Genomic DNA, 23,253 nt, shown 5'->3' on the forward strand with positions numbered 1-23,253 from the left:
TAACCCAAAGGTATTGTCGGAATGAACAATCTTGCGGACCGGCGCCCCGACCAGACGGGGAAGGACCACGCAACCGGTATTGCCGTCAGCCACGCGACCGTGACCTATCGCAACGGCCATACGGCGCTGACCGACGCCACCTTCGCCATACCCTCCGGCACGATCGCCGCCCTTGTCGGGGTCAACGGCGCAGGCAAATCCACCCTCTTCAAGGCGATCATGGGCTTCGTCCGGCTGGCGAAGGGCGACATCTCCGTTCTCGGCATGCCCGTCAACGCGGCGCTGAAGAAGAACCTCGTGGCCTATGTGCCGCAGTCGGAGGAGGTTGACTGGAATTTCCCGGTTCTCGTCGAAGACGTGGTGATGATGGGCCGCTACGGCCATATGGGCCCGTTGCGACGCGCGAAGAAGGCCGATCACGAGGCCGTCGACAAGGCCCTCGCCCGCGTCAACATGAGCGAATTCCGCCACCGCCAGATCGGCGAGCTTTCCGGCGGGCAGAAGAAGCGCGTGTTCCTGGCCCGCGCGCTGGCGCAGGACGGCTGGGTCATCCTCCTCGACGAGCCCTTCACCGGCGTTGACGTCAAGACCGAGGACCAGATCATCAGGCTTCTGCGGGACCTGCGCGACGAGGGCCGGGTGATGCTGGTGTCGACCCACAACCTCGGTTCCGTGCCGGAATTCTGCGACCAGACGGTGCTGGTCAAGGGCACCGTGCTCGCCTATGGCCCGACGGAGACAACCTTCACCGAGGCGAATCTGGAACAGGCCTTCGGTGGCGTTCTGCGTCATTTCATGCTCCACAACGGCGCGAAGCACGAACAGCCGAACCCCGTCGGCATCTTCTCCGACGATGAACGACCGCTGATCTTTCGCGACGGCATCGCGCAAAAGCGGGACGAGGATGAGAAAGCGGAGGGCAGGCGATGACGTCCGTAGTCCTCGAACCCTTCAGCTATGCCTACATGACCAATGCCATGTGGGTCTCCGCGCTCGTCGGCGGGGTCTGCGCCTTTCTCTCCTGTTTCCTGATGCTGAAAGGCTGGTCGCTGATCGGCGATGCGCTTTCCCATTCGATCGTGCCGGGCGTTGCCGGCGCCTTCATGCTTGGCCTGCCCTTTTCGGTCGGCGCCTTCTTCTCCGGCGGGCTGGCAGCGGCCGCGATGCTGTTTCTCAACCAGCGCACAAAGCTGAAGGAGGATGCGATCATCGGCCTGATCTTCTCCTCCTTCTTCGGCCTCGGCCTGTTCATGGCCTCGGTCTCTCCGACATCGGTCAACATCCAGACCATCGTGCTCGGCAATATCCTGGCGATCACGCCGGAAGACACGCTGCAGCTGGCTATCATCGGCTTCGTGTCGCTGGCCATTCTTCTCGCCAAATGGAAGGACATGATGGTCACCTTCTTTGACGAGAACCATGCGCGCTCCATCGGCCTGAGGCCGGGCCTGCTGAAGGCCGTCTTCTTCACGCTTCTCGCCGCCTCCACCGTCGCGGCGCTGCAGACCGTCGGCGCCTTTCTGGTGATCTGCATGGTCGTCACCCCCGGCGCCACGGCCTATCTCCTGACCGACCGCTTTCCCCGTCTTCTGGTTCTCGCCGTTCTCATCGGCACGCTGACCAGCTTTTTCGGAGCCTATGCGAGCTATTTCCTCGACGGCGCGACCGGCGGCATCATCGTGGTCCTGCAGACGGCGATCTTCCTTCTCGCCTTCTTCCTGGCGCCCAAACACGGCCTGCGGGCTGCAAGACGGCGCGCCAGACAGGCCCTGGAGGCAGGCCGATGACCATCGTCGACACGCTCCTCATGCCGTTCCAGTTCTCCTTCATGGTCCGCGCCCTGATCATCTCGATGACGGTCGCCGTGCCCATGGCGCTGCTCTCCTGCTTTCTCGTGCTCAAGGGCTGGTCGCTGATGGGCGATGCGATCTCGCACGCCGTCTTTCCCGGCGTCGTCATCGCCTATATCATCGGCTTTCCATACGCGATCGGGGCGTTTGCGGCGGGCATGGCCTGCGCGCTCGCCACCGGCTACCTCAGCGAAAACAGCCGGATCAAGCAGGACACGATCATGGGCATCGTCTTTGCCGGCATGTTCGGCCTCGGCCTCGTCATGTATGTGAAGATCCAGTCCTCGGTCCATCTCGACCATATCCTGTTCGGCGACATGCTGGGCGTGTCGTTGGCCGATATCGCCGAAACGGCGGCGATTTCCGTTCTTGTCGCCGCCGTGCTCGCCGTCAAGTGGAAGGACTTTCTGCTCCACGCCTTCGATCCAGCCCAGGCGCGCGCCGTCGGGCTGCGCGTCAATCTCCTGCATTACGGCCTGCTCTGCATGATCTCGCTCACCGTGGTGGCGGCGCTGAAGGCCGTCGGCATCATTCTCGCCATCGCCATGATGATCGCGCCGGGCGCCATCGCCTTTCTGCTGACGCGGAACTTCTCGGCCATGCTGCTCCTGTCGGTCATCATCGCCGTCGCCTCCTCCTTTCTTGGCATCTACCTGTCCTTCTTCATCGACAGTTCGCCGGCGCCGACGATCGTGCTTCTGCTGTCCGCCGTCTTTGTCGCCGTGTTCATATATTCAACCCGGAAGGCGGCGCGGACGGAAGCCGGGCAAGAGCAGCCGACGGCGCAATAGGCTCGATGACATTGCAATTGCGACGCAACTGGCTTAGTTGCGAAAGCCGGCGCTCGCTCGAAAGGCGCGGCGCCGGCCCGCAGGCAATGGAAGAGAGGATCGAATGGACATCGAAGCCCTGTGCGCCGAAAACGGCCTTCGCCTGACCAAGCCGCGCCGGGTCATTCTGCAGGTGCTCGCAAGCATGGATGATCACCCCGACGCCGCCGAACTGCACCGGCGCGTGATCGAGATCGATCCGGGAATTGCGCTCGCGACCGTCTATCGCACGCTCAGGCTGCTTGAAGAAAAGGGCATTCTGGAAAAGCACAGGTTCGGCGACGGTCCCGCCCGCTTCGAAAGCGCGGACCATCCGCACCACGACCATCTGATCAATATCGACACCGGAGAGGTCATCGAATTCCGCTCCGACGAGATCGAGCGGCTTCAGGAAGAAATCGCGAAGAAACACGGCTTCTCCATCGTCAGCCATAAACTCGAGATCTACGTCAAGCGCCGTCGATAGGCTCTCTCATCCGGGCCGTTCCCGCGACCGGTATGGCAGGCGTCTGCGAGCCACGTCACGCCGGCGGGATGTATACATTTCATCGAAACATGACGAAATGACATTTCCCATTTTCGACCAATGACCGTATGACATCTATACCGCAACGCAACCCAGGTCGCTCCATGCCCACACCGCCTTTCCGCGCCGATCATGTCGGCAGTCTTCTCCGCCCCCGCTCCGTTGCGGAGGCGCGCAATGCCCATGTTCCCGCCGAAGAACGCCGCGCCATCGAAGATGCGGCGATCCCGGCGCTGATCAGGATGCAGGAGGATGTGGGTCTGAAGGTCGTCACCGACGGCGAGGCGCGCCGCGCCTTCTGGCACTTCGATTTCATGGGCATGCTTGACGGCATGGAGATGCAGACGCGCGAGGAAGGCGTTCAGTTTCACGGCACCAAGATCCCGCCGGTCCGCCCGGTGATCAACGGCAAGCTCGGGTTCCCCGCCGATCACCCCATGCTGGAGCACTTCACCTTCGTGAAGGACCACACGACCGTCTGCCCGAAGATCTCGATCCCCGGACCGTCCTGCGTCCATTTCCGCACCGATCCGGCCGACGTGATGCCTGCCGCGTACAAGGATCCGGACGTCCTCTTCGCCGACATTGCGGCGACCTACAAGCAGGCCGTCGACGCCTATTATGCCATCGGCTGCCGCTACCTGCAGCTCGACGACATCTTCTTCGCCTATCTCGGCGATCCCGAGCAGCGCGCCGAGCGCAAGGCCATGGGCCAGGACCCCGACTGGCTGATCGACCGCTATGCGTGGATGCTGAACGAGGCGATCAAGGACCGCCCGGCCGACATGCTGATCGGCATGCATATGTGCCGCGGCAATTTCCGCTCCACCTATGCCGCATCCGGCGGGTACGACGCAGCGGCGGACGCGATCTTCAACAAGACCGGCGTCGACATCTATTTCATGGAATATGACACCGACCGCGCCGGCGGCCTCGAGCCGCTGAAGCTTCTGCCCAAGGGAAAGAAGCGCGTCATGGCCGGCTTCATCACCACCAAGACGCCTGAACTGGAAAGCATGGACTGGATTCGCAGCCAGTTCGACAAGGCCGCCGAATATGTCGACATGGACCAGCTCGGCATCGCGCCTCAATGCGGCTTCGCCTCCACCGAACACGGCAATGCGCTGACCGAGGACGACCAGCGCCGCAAGCTCGAACTCGTCGTCAAGGTGGCGGAGGATCTCTGGGGCGAGGCCTGAGACGGCCACGACGCTCGCCGCGCGGCCTCTCGGGCCGTCCGGTCGGGACCGAGCGGGTCAGGCCAGCCATATTTGACTTGACTACACTTATAGACAAGTCATAGTGGCCGTCATGTATCTTGGAATTGACATCGGCACCTCGGTCATCAAGGCCGCGCTCTTTGACCGCAAAGGGCATCAGCAGGCCGAGGCAAGCGAACGCATGTCGCTGCTCGAGGCCCCCATCGGCTGGTCGGAACTCGACGGCGAGGCGACCTGGGAGACCGCGGCGCGGGTGATTCGCAGCCTTCTGCGCGAAGCCACCGCCGCACCGTCTTCGATCAGGTCGATCGGCATCACGGGCGTCATGGTCGGGGTCTGGGCACTCGATGAGAATGATCGCCTTCTGCGCCCGCCAATCCTGTGGAACGATGCCCGCGCGCGGGACCTCGTTGACAGGCTTCAAGCCGCAAAGCCGGGCCTGATCTCCGCCGTCTTCGCCCGTTCCGGCTCGGTGATGCAGCTTGGCTGCACGCTGCCGGTGATGGCCTGGCTCGCCGAACATGAACCGGATGTGCTGGCAAAGGCCCGCCATATCCTGACGGCCAAGGATTTTATCCGCTTCCGGCTGACCGGCGCGATCGCCACCGATGAATCGGAAGCCGCCATGGCCCCCGGTTCGGCGGTGACGCGCGATTTTCATCACGAACAGGCCGCGCTTCTCGGCATCGAGGATCATATCCGCCTGCTTTCGCCAGTGGCCCGCGGAGAGGCGCTGGCGGGCACGGTGACCGAGGCTGCAGCACAGGCAACCGGGCTGAAGGCCGGAACGCCCGTTGCCGTCGGCACCGGCGACACCAGCGCCTGCGTGCTCGGCGCCGGCGCCCACAAGCCGGGCCAGGCCGTCACCGTGCTTGGCACGACCTGCCTCAACGGCGTCATCTTCGACCACGCCGTCTATGAGCCACGCGATCTCGGGCTCTTGTTCATCGTTCCGGGAAAGCGCTGGATGAAATCGATGGTCAATGTCGCCGGCACGACGGTGCTCGACTGGGCGCTCGAAACGCTCTGCCCGGATATTCTCGCGGGCGAGGCTCCCTATGAGACCCTTGGCGCACTCGCCGAGCAAAGCCCGGCGGGCGCGAACGGCGTCTCCTTCATCCCCTATCTCTCGGCTTCCGGCGTCATCGCGCCGCGTATCGAGCCGAAGGCCCGCGCCGGCTTCCATGGCCTCGCGCCGCATCACCGCCGCGCCGACATGGTCCGCGCCGTCTATGAGGGACTGGCCTATGCGATCCGGGATTGCTTTGAGGCGATCGGCGGCGTCAAATCCTCCATTCGGCTTGTCGGCGGCGGCGCGCGCAGCCCGTTCTGGTCGCAGATGATTGCCGACGTCACCGGCGCGCCGGTCGAAGTGCCGGAAGGCACGCAATTCGGCGCCAAGGGTGCTGCGCTCTGCGCGGCCGTTGCCCTTGGCGACTATGCCTCCCTGGACGAGGCCTGTGAAACGACGTTCGCGCTCAAGGCCCGCTTTGCGCCGTCTGCGGAAACCAGACCGGCCTATGATGCCGGCTTTGCCCGGTTCAAGGCCGGCAGCGAGGCCGCACTCGGCGCGCTGAGGGCGGTCGCCGACTGATCGAAACCTCTAGATCATCGGGCGGTTAATCTGAACCGCCCGATGATCCATCTCTTTGTTCAGGCACATCGGGTTATCAAAAAACCGGTAACCACTTTTTCGCCCGATACTCTAGTCTTCGCCGTCTCGCCGAAAATCGCCGAAGCCGACCGTATAGGTCCACTCCTTGGCGGCAGGACTGCGGTTGTCCGGCTCGGCGGCCGGAAAACCGACATTGCGGATGGAAATGTCGAGCGGCACGGGCAGCATGACGATGCGTGACACTTCGAGCGGCGCCCCCGTCTGGTCGCGTCCTTCCCTGACGGCAAGAAACACAGGCGCGCCTTCTTCCAGCTTCAGAAGCGAAGCAATCTCGGCATCAGCAGCGACGGGCATGTACTTGTCGTCGGCGAAGACGACCGTGCGGCCGAATCTCTCACGCAACACCCTGTAGAGCGAACCGGACAGCGCGGAGAGTTCGACGCCTTCCAGAAGGCCGAGATTGAGGCTGGTGGAAACCACGGCAAGCGGCTTGCCGCCGGTAACCGCCAGCCGCTTGTGGCGATAGACCATGGCATCGCCGGCGAGCCCGAAGAAGCGCCTTTCCTGCTCGCCCGCCGCGACAGGCCCGCTTTCCAGCACCGAATAATCCGGCTTCAGCCCCTGGCCGACAAGGCTTTCGGTGATCGAGGCAATGGCGTGATAGCGCTTTTCGACGCCCTTGCGGTTGATGAAGGTGCCCATGCCGTGCTGACGCACGAGCAGGCCCTCGCGCACCAGGATTTCCAGCGCCTGCTGGATTGTCCGGCGGCTGACCTGCCACTGCGCGGCAAGCTTCAGTTCACCGTCGATCTTGTCATCGTAATAGCCTGAGACGATCCGGGCTCTCAGCGTTTCGGCAATCTGGATATAGACCGGGCGATGGTCCTTCGCCACGGGGGCATCTGCGCGCAAGAGCGGCTCCTGAAAAAGCGTCTATTTCATGCTTTGGCGCAGTTCCGGAGAAATCCGGCGCTCTCAGGAACTGCCGTCGAACTGCCTAGCATAAAGGACGGCTATCTGCTTTGCCATATTGGCGAGGACAGCCTTCAGGATTTTTTCGCCCTTTTCCGCGGTCGCGGCACGGGCATCGCCGAGAACCGGGCTTTTGGAAAAATCGGTCCAGCGATAGGCGACCGTCGCGAAATCCTCCGGAAATTCCGGATAGTTTTCAATGGCTTTATCCATATCGACGGAATCGGGCGCCAGATGCAGCACGTAGGACGTCTCGATCTCGCAGGCATGCATGTAGGAGGCGTGGGCTTCGCGTTTCTCGCGCACCGCCTCGATCACCGGACCGGCGCCGGGATAGAAGAAATTCGCCAGCATGATGCCCTTCTCCCTCAGCCGCCGCTGCGCATCGCGAATGGCAACGGCGTTGCCAAGATGCGCGTTGACGACGACCACGGTGCGGATGCCCTTGCCCGCGGCGCTTTCGGCAATCTCGGTGATGGTATTGCTGACGGTTTCGTTGCTGACGCCGAAAGACCCCGCGGCCTCGGCAAGCGACCAGACCTGACCGAAAGGCAGCACCGGCAGCCTGAGCACCGGCGTTTCGCCGTCAATCGTCTTGACCAGTTCCTCGACCAGCCTTGCCGCCAGAATATTATCGGTGCCCGCCGGCAGGTGGTCACCATGGCTTTCCACCGCGCCGATGGGCAGAAGAAGCACCGGAATTTTGGCCAGCGCCGCTTCCATGTCGCTGTCGTTCAGTCGCGAGATATCGGTCTTATCATATGCCAAGGGGATGCTCACTGCTTGAAGACAAAGGCGCGCTGCGGGTTCTTGACGAAGAATTTGTCAAACAGCGCCTTGCCGTCGAACCCGGCGTCGCCGGCCTGCTCCATGAAACGCGGAGCCCAGCTGCCGAGGATATAACCGAGTCCGAGGCCGCCCTCGCCGTAATTGCGGTACATGGTGCGCCGGGCGATATCGCCGCCGACGACGATCTGGTCTTCGTGACCATGACGGACGAGATTGAGGATGCAGTCGATCAGCACGCTTTCGGGGTGGTACTTGATCCGGCTGATGCCGTCGAAGCACATGAACAGGCCTGTTTCAGCCGCCTTCAGATGCAGCCAGTGGTCCGGATTGCGGTCGACATGGGCCATGGTGAGCCGGGTCGGATCGACGCCTTCCTGCTTCAGGATGGCAAGCTGTTCGAGGATCAGCGTGCCGAGTTCGGTATGGGAATGCAGCGGGCAGCCGGTTTCCTTGTGGGCGTCCAGAACGGCGCGGGTGACCTTGTCCTCGGCCTCCGAAATCGTGTTGTAGCCGGTTCCGAACTTGGCGACGCCGCCCTTGAGGTCCGTGCCATCCATGCCGACGGTCAGTTCCGCGACCACATGGTCGCGGATTTCGGCGCGCGAGCGGCTGTCGATCCACTCCTGGAACGTGCCGCCGGTGCCCGGCATCTGGCCCGGCCACATGATCGCCTTGTTGAAACCGGCGGTGGCGATGATCTTGATGCCGGTGCGGTCGGAGATTTCCTTCAGTTCGGCGGGTTTGCGGCCGTAATCGATCGCGGTCGCATCATAGACGGCCTGGCCGCCTTCCGCGACGAACAGTTCGACGTCCTTGATCGAGGCTTCGATGTCATCGATCATGAAATCGTCGATCTTCTTTTCCTGCCAGAGCGGGGGAATGCAGTAGAGGTGATCATGCGAATAGGTGACGCCGAGGTCCTCCGGCGCGATATCGCCATTGAGCGTGCGAATGAATTCCATCTTCAGCGATCCTTTTTGAAGTTTGAGAGCGCAAGCGCGAGAATGATGATCGAGCCCTGGAGAACGAAGCGCGCCGCCGGCGGCAGCGACAGCACGTAGAGCAGGCTCTGAAGGAAGAAGAGGATAAGGCTGCCGGCAGCCGCCCCCAGCGGCAGGAATACGCCGCCGGTGAACAGCGCCCCGCCGATGACGGCCGCGGCGATCGAATCCACCGTATAGGTATCGGCTATGCCGATCGAGGCCATGCCGGTGATCGACGACAGCATGATGCCGCCAAGCGTCGCCATGAAGCTCGCCAGCACGAAGGAGAAAATCACCATGCGGTCGGCGGCGATGCCGTTGCGGCGCGCGGCGGCGGCATTGGCGCCGGCAAGCAGCATTTTACGGCCGGAGAGCGAGTAATGCACATAGGCAAGCAAAATCAGGCTGCAGATGAGCCACAGCACCACCGACCACGGCAGGATGCCGAACAGCCAGCCCTCCGAGATGACCCGGAAACCGGCCGGGATCGATCCGCGCGGGCTTCCGCCGGTATAGACGAGGATCGCGCCAGACAATACCAGCGAGGTGGCGAGCGTGGCGAGAAACGCCGGGATGCGCAGCACCACGACCAGCACGCCATTGGCAAGGCCGACGAGAAGACCGAAGAACACGGTGATCGCAAGCGCTGCCGCCATATTGTCCATGTTGCCGGCAAAGCTTGCGGCAAGCACGATATTGGCGAGCCCTGCCGTCGCGCCGACGGAAAGGTCGAGCCGGCCCATCATCAGGATCAGCGCCTGACCGAGCGCGATCAGCCCGAGGGGCGCGGCCTGGCGGGCATTGTCCATGATCTGCACCACTGAGACGCGCCCCGAAAACACGAAGAGCACGACAAGCAGGATTGCGAGAAGCGCCAGTGCGCGCCAAGTTGCGCCTGCGGGCCTTGCGTTGGAAAGGAAAGCCGAAACCGCCATTTCAGTTCTCCTTACCGCGCATGAAGAACACCAGCGCGACGATGAAGATCAGCCCCTTGGCGATGTTTTGCAGGCTGGTATCGAGGTCGAGCAGGTTGAACATGTTGTTGATGAGTACGAGCGAGAGGGCTGCGAAGAACACGCCGACGGCATTGCCGCGGCCGCCCTGCAGCGCCACGCCGCCAAGGATCGCCGCCGAGACGGCATCGAGCGTATAGGATTCGCCGATCAGCGGATCGCCGGAGAGGATGCGGATGGACAGCACGATACCGGCGGCCGACGCCAGCACGCCCGACAGGCCGAAGACCATGAGATCGACGCGCAACGCCGAAATGCCGTTGGCAAAGGCCGCGCGCGGATCGGAGCCGAAAGCGTAGATCGACCGGCCGAGCCGCGTCCAGTTCATGGCGATCGCGATTGCGACGAAGACGGCAAGCGAGATCACAAGCGGCGCGGAAAACAGGCGCTCGGCGCCGAAAAGCGCCTCGTAGAACGCATAGTCCACCTCGCCGCCCGGCGAGGGCAGCAGGAGCATTGTGATGCCCTTGACGATGGCCGCCGTCGCCAGCGTCATCACCAGCGGATTGATCCTGAGAAAGTTGACGCCGCAGGCCGTGAAGATTCCGCAGGCAAGGCCTGCCGCAAGCGCCAGCGGAACCGAGAGCCAGCCAAGGCTTGACGAAGTCAGCGCCATGATCGCCGTCGCAAGGCTCATGATCGAGCCGACGGAAAGATCGATGCGGCCGGCAAACAGGACCAGCGCCTCGCCCAGCGCAACAAGCCCGAGCGGCAGAAGCCGGGTGGAAAGGTTGGTCAGATTCGAATCGCTGAAGAAATTCGGCGAGAGAAAGCCCGTCACCGCGATCAGCAGAGCCGCGAGCGCAAGCGCCGGCAGGCTGAGGAGCAGGTTGGAGCGAAGAGAACCTTCAAACAAGGGCCGCCTCCCCGTTTTCAGCACTGCCCTGTCCGTGAGACGGCAGGCCCGCGGCATAGCGCATGATCTTTTCCTCGGAGAAGTCTGGACGGGCGATCTCGCCGGTGATGCGACCTTCGTAGAGCGCCAGAATGCGATCGGAGAGGCCGATCAGTTCCATCAGATCGGAGGAGATGAGAATGACGGAGACGCCTTTTTTCGAAAGCGCGTCGACCAGATGGTAGATTTCGCTCTTCGACTGGACATCGACGCCCTTGGTCGGCTCGTAGAGCACCAGAAGCTTGGGCGTATGCGCGAGCCAGCGGGCGAAGACGACCTTCTGCTGGTTGCCGCCGGAGAGTTCGCCGACCGGCTGCTCCATATCGGTGGAGCGGATCGAGAAGCGCTCGCGCGCGCCCTCGACGAACTGCCGCTCGTAGCCGAGCGGCAGGACGCCGGCGCGCGAGCGTTCCGAGATCGCAAACAGGCTCATATTGAGGCGGATCGGCAATGACAGCGCCAGGCCCTCATGCTTGCGGTCATCGGGAATGCTGGCAATGCCGGCGCCGATGGCGGCCGCCGGCGATTTGAGCGTCGCCGCCTTGCCGTCGAGCTCCACCGCGCCGGAACGGAACGGCGCGATGCCGCACAGCGCATCCGCCAGCGGTTTCTGCCCCTGCCCTTCGAGACCGGCAATGCCGAGCACCTCGCCGCGCCGCACCGAAAAGTCGATTTCCGGCAGGTCGGCATTTGTCCCGCCAGTCACGGAAAAGCGGACCGGTAGATCGGCGAGCGCCGGGCGCTCCGGAAAGATGTTTTCCAGCTTGCGGCCGACCATGGCCTGGATCAGATCGTCTTCGGCAAAGGCGCCGCGCTCCGCTTCCAGCGTGAGCGCGCCATCCTTCAGAACCACGACGCGGTCGGCCGCCGTCATGATCTCTCCCATGCGGTGGGAAATGAAAATGACCGATGTGCCTTCCCGCTTCAGCTCGTTCATCAGCTTCAAGACGGACTGCGCCGCTTCGGCGGAGAGCGATGCCGTCGGCTCGTCAAGGATCAGCAGATCGGGCTTGGCCGCGATCGCGCGCGCTATCTCGACCAGTTGCCGTTCGGCCGCGCTCAGGCGGCGACCGAGACGCTTTCCGTCCAGGCTGAAGCCGAGAGACGCGGAAAGGTCGGCGAAATCGGCATGAAGCCGCTTCTGCCGGATCAGGCCGAGCGCATTGCGCGGCTCGCGGCGGAAGAAGGTGTTTTCGGCCACCGTCAGGTCCGGCATGATCGCCGTTTCCTGGTGCGCGATGGCGACGCCCTTCGCGGCAGCCTCAGCCGGGCTTGCCGGATGATAGCCCTCGCCGGCGAGGCGGATCTCGCCGCTGTCATAAGGAAGATTGCCGGACAGGATGTTCATGAGGGTGGACTTGCCGGCTCCGTTTTCGCCGACAAGCGCCAGAACTTCCCCCCGGCCAAGCGAGAAAGAAACGTCCTGCAGGACGGCGTTGCGCCCGAAGGACTTCGACAGACCCGTGACCGCCAGCAGAGGGGGGTGTTGTGCGGAAGTATGGCTCGTCACTGTTTCTCTCTCGCTTGCTGGAGCGCCGAGCGTCTATTCGAACGCACAAAGAACGCTCCAACTCATTGAATCCACGAATCGTGCCTTCCGAAAGTCGTTTCCGATTTTCGGGCCGATGCGCCAAGCCCGCTCAATCCTGGAAGGTTGCCCGGACCTGTTCGTCGCTGAGCCGGGTATTGGCCCAGAACGAGTCGGAGAGGTCGTCGCGCGTGAACTCGGACAGGTTCTCCGACGTGATCATCGGGACCTCGTAGAGCTTGTTCTTTTCGACCTCTTCGCCCTGAAGCAGATCGAGCGCCACCAGAAGGGCTTCCGAACCGAGCCAGGTCGGCTTCGACGGCGCAACGGATTCAAAGCCGTCGGCCTCGAGCGCGGTCCAGCGCTTCAGGTAGCCGTTATTGTCCTCGCCGGTCATCGGCACCAGCGGACGCTGCGCCGCCTCGAAGGCGTCGATCGCGCCGAGCGTCATGCTGCCGCCCTGCGACCAGACGCCGTCGATCTCCGGATTGGCGGCGAGAAGGTTGGAAACCGCGACCTTGGCCTTGGCATAATCCCAGCCAGCGTCAACCACGCTGATGACCTCGATATCGGGATACTCGTCGAACACCGCCTTGGCGCCCTTCCAGCGGTCATCGCTGGCGGAGATGCCGGAAATGCCGTTGAGCGCGATGATCCTGCCCTTGCCGTCCAGCTTGTCGGCCAGCCATTCGGCGCCGGCCTTGCCGAAATCGACGTCATCGACGGTGACCAGAGCGTCATAGTCATCGCTGCGGATGGTCGAGGCGAGCAGAACGATCTTGATGTCCTGGGCTTCCGCCTTCTTCAGAACCGGAATGACGGCGGTCGGCGAGATCGGCGTGAGGATGATGGCGTCGACGCCGCGCGTGATCATGTCCTCGATGTTGGAGACCTGCTTGTCGGCCTTAAGCTCCGATTCCGTGTAGACGACATCGACCGTATCCTGATGCCGTTCGGCTTCGGCCTCGAATTCCTTCGAGAGCTGAACCGACCAGGAATTGCCGTTGAAATAATTGTCATAGCCGATGGTGAACTTGTCCTCGGCCATCGCGGGAGCCGCCATGCCCGCAAAGACGGAGGCGACGAGCAGCAGTTTCTTCAGTTTCATGTTTTTCCCCTTTTTCGAGAGAACCTGTTTTGCTTATGCCCTATTGTTATCTTGTATACTCATGTAGTCAAGTTGGAATCCGTAACGCCCGACCAATCCTTCACGGCTCGCCGTCCAGCCCGTCACTTCGGCAGGACGTCCACGGCCCGGCGCACCCAGTCCAGTCTCTTTTCCGGGATGAGGCCGTAATTGTAGAAGTTGATGCCGTCGGCGCCGGCTTCGATCGCGGCCTTGGCGCGCGCGGCAAGGGCGTCGGCCGAGGTCACTTCCGGATAGAAGACCCGGTAGCCCGCGCCGAGATACTTGTTCGGCCCCAGCGCCGCGCGGCCGGTCTTCATCAGCGCGGTCACGGCCTCCGGCTCCATGAAATAGCAGCACAGGATCGCGCCGTCGCAGACCTCGCCGACCGCCTGCAGATCGACGCCGCCCATCCAGCCATCGGCAAGATCGATGAGCACGACCCTGCTTTCCGGGTCGGCCGCAGCGCGGATCTCGGCGATCAAACTGGTGACGGGCTCGGAGCGCCATTCCAGAAAGGCCCTGAGAGCGGCATAGGCACTGAAGGCATCATTGCCCGCCTGGGGGAAATCCGGAAACTGTTTCGCCGGCACTTCGCGTTCGCAGATATCCGCGATGAGGCCGCGCACCGTCTCGCGGGCTTCCTCCATCGGCACGCCGGCCAGCTTGCCGCGCGCCATGCAATGGTCGCAGAAGCAGAGCGACAGCAGGAAATCATCCTCGGCATTGAGCCCGACGCCGTCCTTCTCGTGGTGGAACTCATGGGCAAAACCCATGAAATTCGGGCTTTCTAGCTCGACCATGTCGGGCTTGTAACGCGTCGTCATATCCCGAACCAGGGTGACGACGTAATCGCGCGCCGCCGGGCTCGACGGGCAGAGGTTGTAATAGTTGGGATTGCCGAAAGCATTGCGCGTCACATGCTCGGGATGAAGCGTGCCGAGCCGCGTGTTGTGCAGGCACACCGTCCAGCAATTGACCTTCATGCCGTCGCCGGCATCACGCGCCGTCGTCAGCGCCTCCAGCATGTCGCCGCGCTCCGCCACATTGTCGGCCATCAGCGGACGGATCGTCTTGCCCGCCCACAGCGCCGCGTCGGGGCGAAAATAGATCGTGCCGTCCTGCGGGAAATAGGCCTTCTGCGCAGGGCTGCGCGGCTGCAGAAAGCGGCCCGCGTGATAGGACGATGCCAGAGAGACCGTATTCAGGCCCGCCCGACCCGCCAGATCGGAAAATGCCCGCTCAAGCCCCTGGTCCTGAATGTCCCAGGGATAGGTCCACATGGAAAGTTGCATTTCGCGCTCCCTGCTGTTCACTTGACTGCACATGTAGTCATATTGTGGGCGAACAAGTCAACGTCGACGCCATCGCTTTGCCGGTTCTCGACAGCGGCGGGTCAGGGCAATTGCGCAGCCTACATTTTAGGCATTTTTTTTAATGCATAAAAATTGACAGGCCAACGGAATTTCTCTAACTGGAAAAAAAGATTTCCTTTTCGAGATATGAGGGACCTCCCGAATGCCGCACTCCAAGTCTCTTCTCCGGTCAGGCGCGCTTGCCGCGCTGTTCTGCCTGCCTGTCTTTTCGGCCCAGGCTCAGGAAACCTTCGTCGTTTCCAACTGGGGTTATTCCAACGATTTCTATGAACCCTTCATTTTCGAGCCTTTCGAAAAGGAGCACAATGTCAGGATCGTCACGGAGACCGGCGGCGCGCCCGAGCGGCTTAACAAGGCGCGCATCCGCGGCGGCGTCGACGTCATCCTGCTGACCGACAAGTTCTCGCAGATCGGCATCAACCAAGGCGCTTTCGAGACGATCGACTCCTCCAAGCTCTCCAATTTTGATGAGCTCTACGATGCCGCCAAGAACCCGCAGGGCGATTACGGGCCGGCATACACCTTCGGCCGCTATGGCATCGTCTACGACAAGACCCGCACCGACACCCCGATCACCTCGTGGTGCGATCTGTGGCGCGACGACTTCGCCGGCGCCATCGCCATGCCGGCCTTCAACACGACCGGCGGCCCGCTGACGGTGATGATGGCGGGCAAATGCGCCGGTTCCGACGCCTTCGAGGATCCGGATACCGCCTTCGCCAAGATGGCCGAGCTGAAGCCGAACATCGTCAAGACCTTCTCTTCGGGCTCGGAGCTCACCAATCTGCTTTCGACTGGCGAGGCCTTTATCGGTCTGGCGCAGGACTATGCCTTTCCGGCGATCCAGGCCGCCAACCCGAATATCGGCTGGGCCGAGCTTTCGGAAGGCGACTTCCGGATGATGAACACCTACAACATCCCGAAGAACGCCAAGCACAAGGAGCTGGCGCTCGCCTTCATCGACTTCTCGATCTCGATGCAGGCCCAGAAGGATGCGGCGATCGAACTGGTCAGCGGCTCCGGCCCGGTCAACAAGACCGTGGAACTGACGCCGGAGCAGGCCTCCCAGCTCGTCTATGGCGAGAAGGCCGTGCTGAGCATGCAGCCGACCCCCTACGACAAGCTGCTCGAGGTCAATGACGACTGGGAGCGCCGCTGGAACGACGTCTTCGGGCGCTGACGGAATACCAATTGACTTCCCGCGTCTCCCTCGTGCAGCGCCTCAGCGCGCTTGGCCCGTGGTTGCTGGTTCTGCCGGCAACCGCGGTTCTGCTTTTCATCCTGATCATTCCGGTCGCGGGCACGCTTGCCGAAAGCTTCTCCAATCCGGCCGGGCTGTTCGCCAACTACCGGGATTTCTTCGCCGACAGCTATAATCGCACGGTGATGATCCGCTCCTTCCGCATCGCCTTCCTGTCGACGCTGACGGCGCTCATCCTCGGCTTCGGCGGCGCCTACATGATCGCCAATTCTTCGCAAGGTCTGAAGCGCGTGCTGCTGATCCTGTCGGTCTTTCCGCTTCTGACGAGCGTGGTCGTCCGTTCCTTCTCCTTCATGGCGATCCTCGGCCGCAACGGCGTGGTCAACACCGCGCTGATGAAGCTCGGGCTGATCAGCGAGCCGATGGAAATGCTGTTCACGCAGGGCGCGGTGATTGCCGGTCTCGCCTATCTGTTCACGCCGCTGATGATCCTGTCGCTCGTCGGTGTGCTCGAGAACATCGAAGATGACCTTTATCTCGCGGCCGGCTCGCTCGGCGCCGCGCCGGTCGCCGTCTTCTTCCAGGTGACGCTGCCGCTCGCCGTGCCCGGCATGATCGTCGGCTCGGTTCTGGTGTTCACCGGGTCGCTCGCCACCTTCGTCACGCCGACGCTTCTCGGCGGCGAACCGCAGATGACGCTGGCAACGCTGCTTTACCAGAAGGCGATGATCTCCTTCGACTGGGGGGTGGCCAACACGATCGCCGCGATCATGATGGGAACCGCGATCTTCTGCGTCGTCGTGCTGGGCACCATTGCCGGCAGAATTTCGGCACGGAGGGCTGTCCATTGACCGGTCGTCGCATTCATCCGCTTTCGAAACTGTTCGGCTGGCTGGTCATCCTGTTCCTGGCGGGGCCGATCGTGATCGTCATCGGCACGTCCGTGTCCGACACGCCTTATCTCGCCTTCCCGCCGCAGGGCTTCACGCTCAAATGGTATGCCAATGTGTTCAATCACAGCGGCTTTCTCGATACATTCATCATATCGATGCAGGTGGCCATTGGCGGCACGCTGATCGCGCTCGTCACCGGACTTGCGGCTGCCTATGCGCTGACGCGATACAGGATGAAGATCCCCGGCTGGTACGGCTCGGTGTTCTTCCTGCCGTTCTTCATTCCGGAAATCGTCTTCGGCTTTTCGCTCCTGAAGACGCTGATCGTCCAGTTTCAGCTGCCGATCCTGCCCTCGCTCATCCTTGGCCATGCGATCCTGTGCCTGCCCTATATGGTGCGGGTGATCGGCGCGAGCCTTGCGGGCTTCGACTTCTCGATCCAGGAGGCCGCCATCAGCCTCGGCATGCATCCGGTCAAGGCGTTCTGGACCATCGTCCTGCCCAATATCCGCTCCGGCGTGATCGCCGGCATGGTGCTCGCCTTCATCACCTCGCTGAATGATATGGCCGTGGCGCTGTTCCTGACCGGGCCCGGCATCTCGACGCTGCCGATCGAGGTCTTCACTTACGTGCAGCAGTTTTTCGACCCGACCGTCAGCGCCGTTTCCGTGCTGCTGATGGGCGTCACCATTCTCGTCATGATGCTGATCGAGCGCAGCCTCGGTCTGTCGAAGACCGTTCAATAGGAGTTTTCATGGCTGAGAACGCCGTCATCCTGAACAATGTCACCGCCCATTACGGCGCGACCCAGGTTCTGCACGGGCTGAACCTATCCGTTGGCGAGGGCGAACTGGTCTCGCTTCTCGGCTCCAGCGGCTGCGGCAAGACCACCACGCTGCGGCTGCTTGCCGGCTTCCTGCAGCCGACGGGCGGGCACATCTCGGTCGCCGGGCGCGATGTCACCGGTCTGCCGCCGCACAAGCGCGATGCCGGCATTGTGTTCCAGAACTATGCACTGTTCCCGCATCTGACCGTCGCCGAAAATGTCGGCTTCGGACTGAAGCAGCGCAAGGTGGCAGCGGCCGAACGCGAGAAACGCGTTGCCGGGATGCTTGAGCGCGTCGGGCTTTCAAACTTTGCCGACCGCCTGCCCGCCGCGCTTTCCGGCGGACAGCGCCAGCGCGTCGCCGTCGCCCGCGCGCTCGCCATCGACCCGCCGCTCCTGATGTTCGACGAGCCGCTTTCCAACCTCGACGCCAAGCTGCGCGTCGATATGCGGGTGGAAATCCGCGAGTTGCAGAAGGCCAACGGCCGCACCGCCATCTATGTGACCCACGACCAGGAAGAGGCCTTTTCCATTTCCGACCGCGTGGCGATCATGAATGCCGGCAATATCGTCCAGCTCGACACGCCGGAAATGCTTTACACTCGCCCGGTCAACGCCTTCGTCGCCCGCTTTGTCGGCTTCGACAACCTGATCGCCATGCGCGTCATCGCCCGCAATGGCGCGATCGTGACGGCCGAGCTTGAAGGCGGCGAGCGGATCGACCTTGACGAGGCCGAGACCGGTCCGCTGCCGGAGCGCTTCGTCATCGGCGCCCGCCCGGAAGGCCTGACCCTGACGGATGCGGGCAATGCCGATGCGATTGCCGGAAAGACCCATATGCGCTCCTACCTCGGCCGCGCCTACCAGTACAAGATCGAGACCGCCACGGGCATTCTGGTCGCCAATGGCCCGCTCTCCAACCCGATCGAAGCCGAGCAGAATGTCGGTCTTGCCTTCGATTTCGCCCATTGCTGCATTCTGGACGACGAAGGGCAGAAGCCATGAGCCGGTCGATTGTCGCCGCCGCCGCCCAGATGGGCCCGATCGCCCGCTCGGACACCCGCAAGGCCGTTGTCGAGCGCCTGATCGCCCTTCTTGGCGAGGCTGCCGCCAGAGGCGCGGAGCTCGTCGTCTTTCCGGAACTGACGCTGACGACCTTCTTTCCGCGCTGGCACATGACCGACCCGGATGAAATCGACGCCTTTTACGAGACGGAGATGCCGGGGCCGGACACACGGCCTCTGTTCGAGGCGGCCAGGCGGCTGAAGATCGGGTTCTATCTGGGTTATGCGGAACTGGCGGTCGAGAACGGCGTGAAGCACCGCTATAACACGGCCATTCTCGTCGGCAGGGACGGCGAAATCGTCGGCAAATACCGCAAGATCCACCTGCCGGGATGGGACCGGCCGCAACCGGACATGGTCTCGCAGCACCTCGAAAAATACTATTTCGAGCCCGGCAATCTCGGCTTCAATGTGTTCGAGACCATGGGAACGCGCATCGGCATGGCGATCTGCAACGATCGCCGCTGGCCGGAGACCTATCGGGTGATGGCGCTGAAGGGCTCGGAGATGATCCTCGTCGGCTACAACACGCCCGACGACCATACCGGCGATTTCGATTTCGACAGCCTGACGCAGTTCCACAACCAGCTTTCCCTCCAGGCCGGTGCCTACCAGAATTCCAACTGGGTCGTTGCCACGGCAAAAGCCGGCCACGAGGAAGGCTCGAACCTGATCGGCCAGTCGATGATCGTCGCTCCTTCCGGCCAGATCGTCGCCATGGCAACCTCCACCGCCGACGAGGTGATCGTGGCGAAATGCGATCTCGACATGGCGGCCCTTTACCGCAAGACGATTTTCGATTTCGCCCGCCACCGCGAACCGGAAGCCTACCGGCTGATCGTCGAGACCAAAGGTCCGGTAACAGGCTGAACGCATGACAGATTTATCGAGTGGGGGAGAGAAAATTGATTGAGCCGGACACAGCGGAAAAGAGCGAGCAGAACGAGACAAGCTCTGTTTCCCGCCTCCTGTCGGAGCTGCGCCGCGAAAACGGCTGGACGCTTGCCGAGCTTTCAAGGCGCACCGGCGTTTCGATTTCGGCGCTTTCCAAGATCGAGAACGGCCAGAGCCAGCCCGCCTATTCCGTGCTGACGCGGCTCTCGGGCGGGCTCGGCCTCGACTTTGCCGACCTTCTGGAGGGCCGGTCAACCCGCCCGCGCTTCGCCCGCGCAGCCCGCACCATCAATCGCCGGGGGGAGGGCAAACGGCTTGAGAACGACATGGGCGTCTACCGCCTGCTTTCCACCGAGCTTGCCGACAAGGCCCTGACGCCGATGGTGATCGACATCCCGCCGCGCGCAGACAAAGCCGAGCCGGCCCGCAGCGCCCACAGCGGCGAGGAATTCGTCTATGTGCTCGCAGGCGACGTGATCTTCGAGATGGCGCCATATGCGCCGATCGTCCTGGCCGAAGGCGATACCGTCTATTTCGACGCGGCTTCGGAGCACGGCTTCTATTCCGCCGGCCCCGGCAATGCCCGTATTCTGTCCATCTGCTATTCCGGCTCCGGCGAGGCGCCGGACCACCTCACGGTGTGATCATGATCGATGCAAAATCCGAAGTCCGGCTGCGCCAGCGGCTGACCCTTGTCGCTCTTGGAAAGGCGCCGGCCGACCGTATCCTGCGTGTTGGCCGGCTGCTCGACACCGCAACCCGCACATGGAGCGACAATCAGGAAATCATCATCTCCGGCGACCGGATCGCCTATGTCGGACCCGCCGGATCATGGCCGGGGACATGCACTGTGGTCGACGAGCGCCCCGACCTGATGGCCGTTCCAGGGCTCGGCGAAGTGCACAAGCATATCGAAAGCTCGCATCTGACGCCGGAATGGGAGGCCGCGCTGGTGATGCCGCGCGGCAATACCTGGACCTGCGAGGCAAGCCACGAATTCTCCAATGTGCGCGGCGCGAAGACGCTCGATTTCTGGATGACGGCGCGCCAGCACGGCTCGCCGCTGAAGATCTTCCCGCTGCCCGGCTCCGCCGTTCCGCCGACGGCCTACGAGCATGGCGGCGGCTGGCTTGGCCATGACGAGCAGCGCGATTTTCTGGCCGGCAGCCTGATGGTCGCGGGCCTCGACGAGGTGATGGACTGGCCGGCGGTCTGGAACCCGGAGAATGGCTCCCACGACCGGCTCTGGGGCATGATCGAGGCGACCTTCGCCGCGCGCGGCGTGGTCGAGGGCCATGCCGCCGGCATCCGGGACCTGCCAACGATCAATGCCTTTGCCGCCGCGGGCCTGGCATCCGACCACGAGGCGTGGACGGCGGAGGAGTTCTGGGACAAGCTCACCCACGGGCTTTTTGCGGAGCTCCGGCCCCATTCCATGCCCGATGTGATCAAGGGCCTGCTGGAACGCGGTCTTGCCGACTGGTCGCAGATCGCCTTCGCCACCGATGATCGCTCGGCTTCGGAGACGCTGGAGAAGGGCGCGACCGATTACAATGTCCGCCTTGCGATCCAGACCGGCCTCGCGCCCGAGATCGCCATTCAGTGCGTCACCATCAACCCGGCCCGGCACATGCGGCTCACGCCCTGGGTCGGCACGATCGCGCCCGGCCGGTTTGCCGATGTTGTGCTTCTCTCCGATCTCGAGAGTTTCGAGATCACCGAAGTCTGGGCCGATGGAAAACAGGTTTCCCAGGGCAAGGACTACATTCTTCCCGTCCCCGCAATCGACTGGCCGGACTGGGCCCGCGACACGGTCAATACCGGCGGCACTTTCGAGGCTGCCGACTTCGCAATTCCTGCCGAGGCCGGTCGCGAGACGATGACGGCGGCGGTGCTGCGCCCGTTCCACTGGGAAGACGATTTCCTGACCTATGACCTTCCGGTGGATGGCGGAGAGGTGCAGCGCGACACGGCGCAGACCATCACCAAATTCGCCATCGTCGACCGGTTTTCCGGTAAAAAATCCGTCTCGAAAATGTTCTGGGCCGGCACGGGACCGAAGACGCCGGACTGCGCGCTGGCAAGCTCGCTTGCCCATGACAAGCATAATATCTGGTGCGTCGGCTCCTCCGATCAGGCAATGGCGGCGGCCGTCAATGCGCTGGTCGAAACTGGCGGCGGCTGGGCGCTGGTGCGTGACAACAGGGTGGTCGCCACCGTGCGCTACGAGATCGCCGGACTGATGTCGCAGCGTTCCGCCGAAGACCTCGATGCCGACATGCAGGCGCTCTATGCGGAAGGCGAAAAGATCGAATGGATGTTCGAGCCGTCCTCCTCGCCCCGCTGGTGGGCCGGGTTCCCCGAACGCCTCGCCTTCGCGACGCTGACCTGCGCGCCCTGGCGCTGGGTTCTGGTCGCACCATCGGATTATGCGCCGGAGGGGCTCGTCAATGTGGCGACGGGCGAAACGCACAGGATCGTCTGGTAAAGTTATGAGCATCACTGCGGAAACCGCCGCCCGTCCGGCATTTGAAGGCATGGAACGGCTCGAAACGCCCTCGGTCGTTGTCGACGCGGCGCGCCTGAAAGCCAATATCGCGCGCATGCAGGCGATTGCCGCAGACGGCGGCGTCGCGCTTCATCCGCACATCAAGACCCATAAATCGCTCGCCATTGCCGGCATGCAGCGCGATGCCGGCGCCAGCGGCGTGACGGCCTCGCATCCGGGCGAAGCGGCCGTGTTCATCCGTGCCGGTTTCTCTCCGGTCACGCTCGCCTATCCGCTGGTCCGCCCGGAACCGGTATCGCGCCTTCTCACACTTGCTAACGAACACAGCGTCCGGGTCCGCTTTATCGCCGACAGCATGACGGGCCTCGCGGCTCTGGAGCGCGGCGCAGAAACAGCGGGACGAACGACCGACGTCTTCATCAAGGTCGATGTGGGTCTGCATCGCTGCGGCGTCGATCCGCTGGCCGAAACCGGCGTCGCCCTGGCGCAGAAGCTTGACGCGTCCAGGCTGAGGTTCTGCGGGCTGCTTTCCCATGCCGGCCAGGCCTATGGCGCCGGTAACGCGGATGGCGTTCGTGCCGTGGCCGCCACGGAGCGGCGCATTCTTCTCGACCTCAAGGAAAGGCTCCGGCGCAGCGGCATCGCAGTGCCGCTGATTTCGGTCGGCAGCACGCCGTCCCTCATCGCCAATGACGGTTTTGACGGCATCGATGAAATCCGGCCGGGCAATTATGTCTTCTTCGACATGACCGCCGTCCGCCTCGGCATTGTCGGGCGCGACAGCCTGTCGCTCGCCGTATCCGCGACGATCATCTCGAAGAACCGCGATTACTACATCGTCGACGCGGGCTCGAAGACGCTGAGCTCCGATCTCGGCGCGCACAGCACCGGCTCTGGCACAGGCTTCGGCGAGGCATGGAGCGCGGATCTCGACCGGCCGCTTGCCGTCGAAAAGCTGTCGGAGGAGCACGGCATGGTCGCGCGCAAGGGCAGCGACCTTGAAATCGGCCAGCGCCTGCTGATCTATCCCAACCACGCCTGCGTCGTCGTCAATCTCGCGCCGCGCCTGCTCTTGCTCGAAGGCGGCGCGGCGGCGTCGCTTGCTGTCGATGCCAGACGCGGGGCGGCGATCGCCTCCTGATA

Annotated in this window: 22 protein-coding genes; 14 read left to right on the forward strand and 8 right to left on the reverse strand. The window is 63.0% G+C overall.

The annotated features are described in order from the left end of the window. Nucleotides 1–21 precede the first annotated feature (21 nt). The 6 genes from AZF01_RS19055 (at nt 22) to AZF01_RS19080 (ending at nt 6,020) form a co-directional block, all read left to right on the forward strand. The gene (locus AZF01_RS19055) at nt 22–930 is read left to right on the forward strand and encodes a manganese/iron ABC transporter ATP-binding protein (RefSeq protein WP_024708680.1); all 909 of its coding nucleotides are present in this window, start codon (nt 22–24) and stop codon (nt 928–930) included. Further along, a complete protein-coding gene (locus AZF01_RS19060) occupies nt 927–1,787 on the forward strand; it encodes a metal ABC transporter permease (protein WP_024708679.1) in 861 nt (286 codons plus the stop codon). Before AZF01_RS19055 ends, AZF01_RS19060 begins: the two co-directional genes overlap by 4 nt. After that, nucleotides 1,784–2,641, forward strand: a complete 858-nt coding sequence (locus tag AZF01_RS19065) for a metal ABC transporter permease (RefSeq protein ID WP_024708678.1) — start codon at nt 1,784–1,786, stop codon at nt 2,639–2,641. The genes AZF01_RS19060 and AZF01_RS19065 overlap by 4 nt, the downstream gene beginning before the upstream one ends. 103 nt (nt 2,642–2,744) lie before the next feature. Next, nucleotides 2,745–3,146 (forward strand): Fur family transcriptional regulator, encoded by a 402-nt coding sequence (locus AZF01_RS19070; RefSeq protein ID WP_024708677.1) that lies wholly within the window; start codon nt 2,745–2,747, stop codon nt 3,144–3,146. A gap of 164 nt (nt 3,147–3,310) precedes the next feature. After that, nucleotides 3,311–4,405, forward strand: coding sequence for a 5-methyltetrahydropteroyltriglutamate--homocysteine S-methyltransferase (locus tag AZF01_RS19075; RefSeq protein WP_024708676.1), 1,095 nt, complete (start codon nt 3,311–3,313; stop codon nt 4,403–4,405). Nucleotides 4,406–4,517: 112 nt separating this feature from the next. Continuing rightward, on the forward strand, nt 4,518–6,020 hold the full coding sequence (locus tag AZF01_RS19080) for an FGGY-family carbohydrate kinase (protein WP_024708675.1): 1,503 nt from the start codon (nt 4,518–4,520) through the stop codon (nt 6,018–6,020). A 111-nt stretch (nt 6,021–6,131) separates the two neighbouring features. On the opposite strand, the gene AZF01_RS19085 is transcribed toward AZF01_RS19080, so the two are convergent. The 8 genes from AZF01_RS19085 to AZF01_RS19120 all read right to left on the reverse strand — a co-directional run bounded on the left by AZF01_RS19085 (nt 6,132) and on the right by AZF01_RS19120 (nt 14,642). After that, entirely contained in the window at nt 6,132–6,953 is an 822-nt protein-coding gene (locus AZF01_RS19085) for a GntR family transcriptional regulator (protein ID WP_081725805.1), read from the reverse strand. A gap of 63 nt (nt 6,954–7,016) precedes the next feature. Continuing rightward, nucleotides 7,017–7,781 (reverse strand): creatininase family protein, encoded by a 765-nt coding sequence (locus AZF01_RS19090; RefSeq protein ID WP_051424084.1) that lies wholly within the window; start codon nt 7,779–7,781, stop codon nt 7,017–7,019. A gap of 8 nt (nt 7,782–7,789) precedes the next feature. Beyond that, nucleotides 7,790–8,764, reverse strand: a complete 975-nt coding sequence (locus AZF01_RS19095; protein WP_024708672.1) for a phosphotriesterase — start codon at nt 8,762–8,764, stop codon at nt 7,790–7,792. A gap of 2 nt (nt 8,765–8,766) precedes the next feature. Then, the gene (locus tag AZF01_RS19100) at nt 8,767–9,720 is read right to left on the reverse strand and encodes an ABC transporter permease (protein WP_024708671.1); all 954 of its coding nucleotides are present in this window, start codon (nt 9,718–9,720) and stop codon (nt 8,767–8,769) included. Between the two features lies 1 nt (nt 9,721). Further along, nucleotides 9,722–10,654: an ABC transporter permease gene (locus AZF01_RS19105; RefSeq protein WP_161633042.1), complete on the reverse strand. Its 933-nt coding sequence runs from the start codon at nt 10,652–10,654 to the stop codon at nt 9,722–9,724. Next, nucleotides 10,647–12,203, reverse strand: a complete 1,557-nt coding sequence (locus AZF01_RS19110; RefSeq protein WP_024708669.1) for a sugar ABC transporter ATP-binding protein — start codon at nt 12,201–12,203, stop codon at nt 10,647–10,649. Before AZF01_RS19110 ends, AZF01_RS19105 begins: the two co-directional genes overlap by 8 nt. A gap of 130 nt (nt 12,204–12,333) precedes the next feature. Continuing rightward, the gene (locus AZF01_RS19115) at nt 12,334–13,329 is read right to left on the reverse strand and encodes an ABC transporter substrate-binding protein (RefSeq protein ID WP_024708668.1); all 996 of its coding nucleotides are present in this window, start codon (nt 13,327–13,329) and stop codon (nt 12,334–12,336) included. A 122-nt stretch (nt 13,330–13,451) separates the two neighbouring features. Next, nucleotides 13,452–14,642: a hypothetical protein gene (locus tag AZF01_RS19120; protein WP_024708667.1), complete on the reverse strand. Its 1,191-nt coding sequence runs from the start codon at nt 14,640–14,642 to the stop codon at nt 13,452–13,454. A gap of 223 nt (nt 14,643–14,865) precedes the next feature. Here AZF01_RS19120 and AZF01_RS19125 point away from each other — a divergent pair, with 223 nt between their 5' ends. From AZF01_RS19125 to AZF01_RS19160, 8 genes are read left to right on the forward strand one after another with little or no spacing between them, the layout of a single operon-like run. Then, complete coding sequence (locus AZF01_RS19125) at nt 14,866–15,903, forward strand: ABC transporter substrate-binding protein (RefSeq protein WP_024708666.1); 1,038 nt, start codon at nt 14,866–14,868, stop codon at nt 15,901–15,903. Nucleotides 15,904–15,914: 11 nt separating this feature from the next. Beyond that, nucleotides 15,915–16,775: an ABC transporter permease gene (locus tag AZF01_RS19130; protein WP_024708665.1), complete on the forward strand. Its 861-nt coding sequence runs from the start codon at nt 15,915–15,917 to the stop codon at nt 16,773–16,775. Continuing rightward, a complete protein-coding gene (locus tag AZF01_RS19135; protein WP_024708664.1) occupies nt 16,772–17,563 on the forward strand; it encodes an ABC transporter permease in 792 nt (263 codons plus the stop codon). Before AZF01_RS19130 ends, AZF01_RS19135 begins: the two co-directional genes overlap by 4 nt. Nucleotides 17,564–17,571: 8 nt before the next feature. After that, nucleotides 17,572–18,648, forward strand: coding sequence for an ABC transporter ATP-binding protein (locus AZF01_RS19140; protein ID WP_024708663.1), 1,077 nt, complete (start codon nt 17,572–17,574; stop codon nt 18,646–18,648). Beyond that, nucleotides 18,645–19,577 carry an N-carbamoyl-D-amino-acid hydrolase gene (locus tag AZF01_RS19145; RefSeq protein ID WP_024708662.1) on the forward strand — a complete coding sequence of 311 codons (933 nt, stop codon included), beginning with the start codon at nt 18,645–18,647 and terminating at the stop codon, nt 19,575–19,577. Before AZF01_RS19140 ends, AZF01_RS19145 begins: the two co-directional genes overlap by 4 nt. Nucleotides 19,578–19,612: 35 nt before the next feature. Further along, complete coding sequence (locus tag AZF01_RS19150) at nt 19,613–20,245, forward strand: helix-turn-helix domain-containing protein (RefSeq protein WP_024708661.1); 633 nt, start codon at nt 19,613–19,615, stop codon at nt 20,243–20,245. Nucleotides 20,246–20,247: 2 nt separating this feature from the next. Then, nucleotides 20,248–22,089: an adenine deaminase gene (locus tag AZF01_RS19155; RefSeq protein WP_036237414.1), complete on the forward strand. Its 1,842-nt coding sequence runs from the start codon at nt 20,248–20,250 to the stop codon at nt 22,087–22,089. 4 nt (nt 22,090–22,093) lie between these two features. Further along, complete coding sequence (locus tag AZF01_RS19160) at nt 22,094–23,251, forward strand: alanine racemase (protein ID WP_024708659.1); 1,158 nt, start codon at nt 22,094–22,096, stop codon at nt 23,249–23,251. Nucleotides 23,252–23,253 lie beyond the last annotated feature (2 nt).

It is taken from the genome of Martelella sp. AD-3 (assembly GCF_001578105.1).
Classification (GTDB): Bacteria; Pseudomonadota; Alphaproteobacteria; order Rhizobiales; family Rhizobiaceae; genus Martelella.